Consider the following 7194-nt stretch of genomic DNA (forward strand, 5'->3'; position numbering starts at 1 on the left):
CCCGAACGGACCAGTCCGCGGTGTGCCGCCGCGGCCCACAACGGGCGAAGCGTCCCGGTTCGGCGATCCGATGACCCGGCAGGCCCCGCTGCGCGATGATCGAGCGGTCGGCGGCGGTCGCGAGCGCCACCACCGTCGCCGGCGCGGTCCACGCGATCGTCGAAACGGAGAGGTTCCGATGCCCGAACCAGCCCGCGACACCGTCCACGCCCCGAGGTCCGCCAGGACGAGGGAGGAACGCCGGGTCCTGGCGAGCACCCTCGCCGGCACCACCGTCGAGTGGTACGACTTCTTCATCTACGCGCAGGCCGCGAGCCTGGTGTTCGCGCCGCTGTTCTTCGCGCCGGCGAGCGCGGAGTCGTCCGGGCTCGCCCAGCTGGTCTCGCTCGCCACCATCGGCATCAGCTTCCTGTTCCGCCCGCTCGGCGCGATCGTCGCCGGGCGGTTCGGCGACCGGCTGGGGCGCAAGAGGATGCTCGTGCTCACGTTGCTGATGATGGGCCTCGCGACCACGCTGATCGGTCTGCTGCCCACGTACGCGGGCATCGGCGTCACGGCGCCGGTCCTGCTGGTGCTGCTGCGGATCGTGCAGGGCTTCTCCGCGGGCGGCGAGTGGGGCGGTGCGGCGCTGATGGCCGTCGAACACGCCCCCACAGGCAAACGCGGGCTGTTCGGCGCCTACCCGCAGATCGGTGTCCCCATCGGACTCGTCCTCGCCACCGGCGTGCTGTGGCTGACGACGACGCTCACCACCGAGCAGCAGTTCCTGTCCTGGGGCTGGCGCGTCCCGTTCCTGTTCTCGGTCGTCCTGATCGCCGGCGGGTACGTCATCCGCCGGATCGTCGAGGAGAGCCCGGTCTTCCAGGAGATGCTGACGCGCAGGGCGCACTCGTCGGCGCCGCTGCGCGACCTGCTCCGCGAGCACACCCGCAACGTCGTGCTCACCGCGCTGATCTTCGTGGCGAACAACGCCGCCGGTTACCTGCTCATCGCGTACTTCATCGGCTACGGCACGAAACTGGGCCTGTCCCGCCCGTCCGTGCTGGCCGCCACCGTCGCGGGCGCCGTCGGCTGGCTCGTGTTCACCCTCTGGGCCGGCGGCCTGTCCGACCGGATCGGCCGCGTGCGCACGTTCCAGATCGGGTACGCCGCGCTGTTCGTGTGGATGATCCCCATGTTCCTGCTCATGCAGACCGCCGACCTGCTGCTGTTCGTGCTGGCGGTCGTCGTGCTGTCGTTCGGCCTCGGCCTGTCCTACGGGCCGATGTCCGCCATGTACGCCGAGATGTTCCCGACGCAGGTCCGGTACTCGGGTGTGTCCATCGGCTACGCGCTGGGCGCGATCCTCGGCGGCGCGTTCGCCCCGACGATCGCGCAGGCGCTGGTGGAGTCGACGGGCACGGCGGTGTCGGTCGGCGTCTACATCATGGTGCTGTCGGTGGTGTCGTTCGTCGCGGTGTCGCTGGTCCGCGAGCCGCGGGGAGTGGACCTGCGGACCTGAGCGGTCCACCGCCGGGTCCGGACGGCAGCGGCGCGGGCCGGTCGAGCGCGCCCGCGTGCTCCCGACGGGCTCGGAGACCGGCTCGTCGACGACGACGGGAGTCGGCACGGACCCGCTCTCGCTACGCGAGACCCTGGAAGCGAAGACCGAGCAGGACGGTGTCGTCGGTGTAGAGCACGACGTCGTGCATGTCCTCGACGATGGCGGAGAGCGACGTGCCGACGGGCTGCCGTGACCGTGCCTTGGCGGTGTCGGCGAGACGGATCTCGCCCTCGTCGACGTCACCGCGGCTCTCGACGAGGCCGTCGGTGTAGAGCAGCAGCAGGTCGCCGGGCGAGAGCGTGGTGCTGTGGATCTCGTGGCTGCCGGGGTCGGGGAAGCCCACGCCCCTCCCCTTGGCCTGCAGGTAGGCCGACTGCCCCGTCGCGGAGACCAGCAGGGCGGGCGGGTGGCCGCCGCCCGCCAGGCGCAGCGCACCGGTGCGCGGGTCGAGCCGGGCGACCAGCACGGTGGCCATGAGCGTCTCGTTGATCTCGGCGGCGCGGCGGACCAGGTCTTCGAGCGGGTAGCCGTCGAGCGTGAGGGTGCGGATGGTGTGCGTGACGTTGAGGGCGTTGCGGGTGCAGGTGACCCCGTGGCCCACTGCGTCGACGATCGTGATCTGCAGGGTGCCGTCCGCGAGGACGAACCAGTCGTAGAGGTCGCCACCGGTGGGCGCGTCCTTGTCCGCGGGCCTGTAGTGCACCCCGAGCTCGACGCCCTCGACGGTGGGCGGTGGCGGGCGCAGGGCGTCCTCCAGCTCGCGGAAGATCACCGCGTGCGCGGTGCGGAGCTGCTCGTCCCGGTCCTCCAGCTCGACGTACATCGCCACGACACCGCTGTTGGTCTCGGCGAGCTCGTGCTTGAGCTGCAGGTGTTCGCGCTCCAGGGCGTCCGTGCGCGCCACGAGGGCGCTCAGCTCGGCCTCGGTCGCGCTCTGGTCGTCCGCCGGGTCCGGCCCGCTGTCACCGCGCGGCCCCGTCCACGCCGGCACGCGCCACACGGCGGCGGGTGCGTCCACGGGTTCGGGGAGCAGGGGGAGGTTCAGCGGACGGGTGCGGTCCAAGGGCGCCGCCAGCGGCACGGTCACGACGAGGACCGGTCCGTCGAGCTGACCGTGCGCGGTGAAGGGCTCGGCCACGAGGCCGTCCCGGGCGAGGAGCGTCGTGCTGAGCACCAGCCGGGCGCGGAGTTCCACGGAGACGTCGTGCTCGTCGCACAACGAGCGGACCTGTGCACGCAGGGCGCGAACCGCATCGGCCGTGACGGAGGTGATGGGTCCCTCAGCTGTCATCAGATCGAACTCCGTAGCAGGTGCCGGGCGCCGGGGTGGGGCGGCACGGCGGATGTTTCCGGATCCGCGGGGCGGCCGGGTCGCGACCGGCTCGCGGCGGGTGCGGTCACGAGGCCCACCCCACGACGGTGACGGTGGTGCCCTCGTCCACCACCGTGTCGATGGTGAACTCGTCGACCAGCCTGCGCGCTCCCCCGAGTCCGTGGCCGGGTCCCACACCGGTGCTGAAGCCGTCGACGAGCGCCGCGTCGACGTCGCCGATGCCGGGGCCGTGGTCGGTGACACGCAGCCGGAGTCCGCGGCGGCCGCCCACCGCCACGAGGTGGGTGATGGTCATGGCGCCCCCGCCACCGTGGACGTAGGCGTTGCGGACCAGCTCGCTCGCCGCGGTCACGACCCTCGTCTGGGCGATGAGGCCGAAGCCGGCCAGGACGGCGGCTTCACGCACCGCGTGCCGGGCTCTCAGCAGATCCTCCTCCGACTCGATCCGGCGAGTACGCCCGGCAGCCTCCCCTGTCGCCACTCGGAGCCCCCGCCGCTCATTGTGCTCGTCACTAAACTATTGTCGCACGACAAACGTTAGCAGTGGAGGTCGCGTTGCGGGCACCGTCCTGGCACGGCGGGTGACGGCGTGTCGTGCGCGAGGTCAGGCGGTCTGCGTGCCCGTCGTGTCCTGCTCGTCGTCGAGCGGGTGCACCGACGACGCCGCGTCCCGCAGCCGGCGCAGGCCGGAGACCAGCGTGGACCGGGCGGACGGCGGCAGCGCGTCCACGACGTCGCGGAGGTGCTCGCGCCGCCGGTCGCGCAGTTCCTGCAGGTAGGCGCGCCCGCGGTCGCTCAACGCCAGCACGACCTCGCGCCGGCTCGTCGTGCTCAGCCCGCGTTCGAGGAAGCCGACCGCCTGCAGCCGGTCGCAGAGCCGGCTCACCGAGGACGGCGCGGCGTCGAGCGCCTCACCGAGGGCCCGCAGGTTCGCGCCCTCGGAGTTCTCGAGCACGAACATCACGCGCAGCTGGGACACCGACAGCGGGGCGGGCGAGGCGTCCTTGCTCCGCTCCCACATGACCTCGATCTGCTCGACGACCTGGGTGAGAACCTGGAGCACGTCGTCAACAGTGGCGTGTTGCCGAATCCGGTTCACGTGTCCACTGTCGCATCCACGTGGTCCGGTGTCATGTTCGGCCACGTCCGCGATGCTTGACCGGCACCCGCACAGAGAAAGCAGGAACACACCGTGACCGCACAAGCGGTGAACAGATACCTCGTCGTCGAGGAGGCTCTCAGAGCCGCGGCACCGCACGCGCTCCTCGACGTCGCGCGCGTCCACCTGAGACAGCTGTACCGGGCGGACGCGGTGCAGCTCCTGCTCGCCGACTACGCGCTGACCATGCTGCAGCCGGTCGCCGAGCTGCCGTACACGAGCAGTCCGATCCCGGTGAACGGCAGCACGCCCGGCCAGGCCTTCGGCGCCCAGCAGGCGTTCGTCGAGCACCGCGGCGGCACCGCGGTGACGGTCCACCTGCCGGTGACCGTCCGCGGCGACCGGCTCGGCGTGCTCGCGCTCGACCTGCCGGACGTGCCGGAACCGGGCGACGTGGCGGAGCTGACCAGGATCGCGCAGACCCTCGGCCACGAGATCGTCGTGGCGGAACGCGACACCGACCTCTACCTCCAGGCGCGGCGTGCGGCGCGTCTGACGCTCGCGGCGGAGATGCAGTGGCAGCTGCTTCCGGGCAGGTCCTGCCGGCGTCCCGAGTACGACCTCGGCGGGCAGCTGGAACCCGCCTACGCCATCTACGGCGACAACTTCGACTGGTCGACCTCCGCCGAGCACCTCACGCTGGCCGTCACGAACGGCATGGGCGAGGGCATCGACGCCGCCCTGCTCACGAACCTCGCCGTCAACGCGCTGCGCAACGCCCGCCGCGCCGGGGTCTCCCTCGCCGACCAGGCAGCGCTGGCCGACCAGGCGATCTACGGCCAGCACGCGGGCCGGCTGCACGTCGCCGTCCTGCTGCTGCAGTTCGAGCTGAAGACCGGGCGCGTCGAGGTGATCGACGCGGGCTCGCCCAGCGTGTGGCGCCTGCGCGACGGCGCCGTCGAGTGCATCTCGTTCGAGGACCAGCTGCCCCTCGGCATGTTCGAGGACACGCAGTACGCGCCGCAGGAGTTCCAGGTCCGCCCGGGCGACCGCCTGATCTTCGTCAGCGACGGCGTCCACGACGTGGCCTCCCCCGCCGGCGAGCGCTACGGCGAACGCGCGCTGGCGCGGGCGATCAGCGTGACCCGGCTGCTGCCCGCCGCGCAGGTGCCGAGGGAGATCCTCCAGCAGCTCTCCGGGCACCGCAGCGACCGGATCGCCGAGGACGACGCGATGGTCCTGTGCCTCGACTGGCACGGCGCCGGGGCCTGATCCGCCCGCCTGCGGCAGGTGCAGGACCGCGCCGCCGCGGGTAGACGGGATCATGGGTGAGATCAGCGCGGCGGACGTGGTGCTCGACGGCTTCGACCGGGTTCAGCAGGCGGTGGGACGAGTCCTCGAAGGACTGTCCACCTCTCAGCTCGCGCACCGCGTGGGCGGTTCCGCGAACTCGATCGCCTGGCTCGTCTGGCACCTGACCCGCGTCCAGGACGACCACGTCGCCGGCCTGGCGGGCACCGGCCAGGTCTGGACCGCCGACGGCTGGGCGGACAGGTTCGGCCTGCCGCTCCCGCCCGAGGACACCGGCTACGGCCACGACGACGAGCAGGTCGCCGCCGTGGTCGCGTCGTCAGAGCTGCTGCTCGGCTACCACCGGGCCGTGTACGCCCGCACGCGCGAGTACCTGCGCGGGGTGGAGCCGGAGGCCATGTCCGAGGTGGTCGACGAGTCGTGGGACCCGCCGGTCACCCGCGTCGTGCGCCTGGTCAGCGTCATCGAGGACGACCTGCAGCACGCCGGGCAGGCCGCCTTCGTGCGCGGTCTCCTGCCGGAGAGCTGACGGCCGGGAACGCGCCCTTGGCGGCGCACCGCCGGGACCCGAGACCGGTCAGGAGATCGCGAGCGGGTTGACCGGAACGCCGCTCGCCGCACCCAGCCGCGGCCACGAACAGGAACGTGTGGCGCTCCTCGGCGCAGACCGCCGCCAGGCCGGCCGGGTCGGTCACGTCGATCAGCGGCAGCCCCAGGCGGGCCAGGCCGACCCGGTGCAGCGGACCGGGCACGGCGGGGTCGAGGAGCGGCGGGCGTCGCCCGCGTACACCGGTTGGCCGGCGGTTCTTCGCTGACTTGCGGTCCTCCGGCACGTGGGTCCAGGTGGCACCCACCCTGGTTCCACGTGCCGTGGTTCCGCATCGGCAAGACCTGCCTACATCCGGTGGCCCGGAGCCTCGGTGCCGATCAGGCGTTGCCGGGCGGCCCACGCCCACCCGGCCACCAGCGCGCAGGCGATCGCACCGCTCAGGTGCCCGGCCGCCAGCGCGACCAGGGTGAGCGCCGCCGAAACGACCATGATCGCCGTGCGGACGCGCTGCCGGCGTCGCCGCGCGGCGGGCCGCTGTGCGCTTGCCAGGGTCCGGGCGAGCCCCGGGTCCTCGTCGGAGAGGGTGCGTTCGATCTCGCACAACGCCTCGCGTTCGCGGTCACTGAGCACGACGCACCTCGTGCGCCCTGCCGTAGGGCACGGCGCCGATCAGGCTGACGACGACCGCGGCGCCACTCGGAGTCCGGTACGTGCGCCGCTCCCCCTGCCGGGCACCGTTCAGGGCCGCTCCCAGCGGGGAGTCCGGTGAGCAGACCTCGATCGTCCCGTGCTCGGCGCCGCGGGTGCCGAGCAGGAACGTCTCCGTCTCGCCGGTGTCGTCGAAGCGGACGGTGAGCACCATGCCGGGTTCGGCGACGCCGTCGTCCGGCGGGTCCTCGCCGACGACCGCGTGGGTGAGGAGGTCGTTGATCTGGCGGATGCGGACCTCCCGGTCGCGGCGCGAGGTGAAGCCGTGGTCGTCGTTCTCCTCACTGGTGCGGGGAGACGCGAGAAGGGCCGCAAGCTCGTCGCGGAGCCGGTGGTGCGCCTGCGGCGACAGCCACACGCGCGGGGTCGTGCTGGTCATGATGCCTCCGTGGCGGAAGGTGCCGTCAGGGCGGACTGGGAGGGCTCCGCCCTGACGGCGGGATGTCCGTGCGAGCCGGCGGATCGGCTCACGGCCCGCACGGACCGGAAAGGGGTCAGGGGTCGTTGCGGCGCAGCACCGCTTCGAAGTCGTGGGCGTAGTCGCTCGCGACGCGCAGGAGGATGTCGCGCTGGACGCGGAGGAAGTCGTTCTCCTTGCGCAGCCGCACAAGCTCGGCCCGCTCGTCGTCGGTCAGCGGCGCGTCGGCCCG

The 7194-nt window shown here is 72.5% G+C and carries 8 protein-coding genes; 3 read left to right on the forward strand and 5 right to left on the reverse strand.

What is annotated here, in order from left to right:
- Positions 1–178: 178 nt before the first annotated feature.
- A complete protein-coding gene (locus L6E10_RS09480) occupies positions 179–1501 on the forward strand; it encodes an MFS transporter (protein ID WP_236218824.1) in 1323 nt (440 codons plus the stop codon).
- Positions 1502–1622: 121 nt separating this feature from the next.
- On the opposite strand, the gene L6E10_RS09485 is transcribed toward L6E10_RS09480, so the two are convergent.
- The 3 genes from L6E10_RS09485 to L6E10_RS09495 all read right to left on the reverse strand — a co-directional run bounded on the left by L6E10_RS09485 (position 1623) and on the right by L6E10_RS09495 (position 3939).
- Positions 1623–2834, reverse strand: coding sequence for a PP2C family protein-serine/threonine phosphatase (locus L6E10_RS09485; protein WP_236218826.1), 1212 nt, complete (start codon positions 2832–2834; stop codon positions 1623–1625).
- 106 nt (positions 2835–2940) lie between these two features.
- Entirely contained in the window at positions 2941–3357 is a 417-nt protein-coding gene (locus tag L6E10_RS09490; protein ID WP_308102743.1) for an ATP-binding protein, read from the reverse strand.
- 123 nt (positions 3358–3480) lie between these two features.
- Entirely contained in the window at positions 3481–3939 is a 459-nt protein-coding gene (locus L6E10_RS09495; RefSeq protein ID WP_236218830.1) for a MarR family winged helix-turn-helix transcriptional regulator, read from the reverse strand.
- Positions 3940–4068: 129 nt separating this feature from the next.
- Between L6E10_RS09495 and L6E10_RS09500 the strand changes: the two genes are divergently transcribed.
- Positions 4069–5247, forward strand: a complete 1179-nt coding sequence (locus tag L6E10_RS09500; protein ID WP_236218832.1) for a PP2C family protein-serine/threonine phosphatase — start codon at positions 4069–4071, stop codon at positions 5245–5247.
- A gap of 52 nt (positions 5248–5299) precedes the next feature.
- Complete coding sequence (locus tag L6E10_RS09505) at positions 5300–5815, forward strand: DUF664 domain-containing protein (RefSeq protein ID WP_236218834.1); 516 nt, start codon at positions 5300–5302, stop codon at positions 5813–5815.
- A gap of 366 nt (positions 5816–6181) precedes the next feature.
- Here the strand turns inward: L6E10_RS09505 and L6E10_RS09510 are convergent, their stop codons facing one another.
- On the reverse strand, positions 6182–6466 hold the full coding sequence (locus L6E10_RS09510) for a DUF3040 domain-containing protein (protein ID WP_236218836.1): 285 nt from the start codon (positions 6464–6466) through the stop codon (positions 6182–6184).
- The gene (locus L6E10_RS09515) at positions 6456–6923 is read right to left on the reverse strand and encodes a GreA/GreB family elongation factor (RefSeq protein ID WP_236218838.1); all 468 of its coding nucleotides are present in this window, start codon (positions 6921–6923) and stop codon (positions 6456–6458) included. The genes L6E10_RS09510 and L6E10_RS09515 overlap by 11 nt, the downstream gene beginning before the upstream one ends.
- Positions 6924–7194 lie beyond the last annotated feature (271 nt).

The organism is Lentzea sp. CC55 (assembly GCF_021056325.1).
GTDB classification, from domain to species: Bacteria; Actinomycetota; Actinomycetes; order Mycobacteriales; family Pseudonocardiaceae; genus Lentzea; species Lentzea jiangxiensis.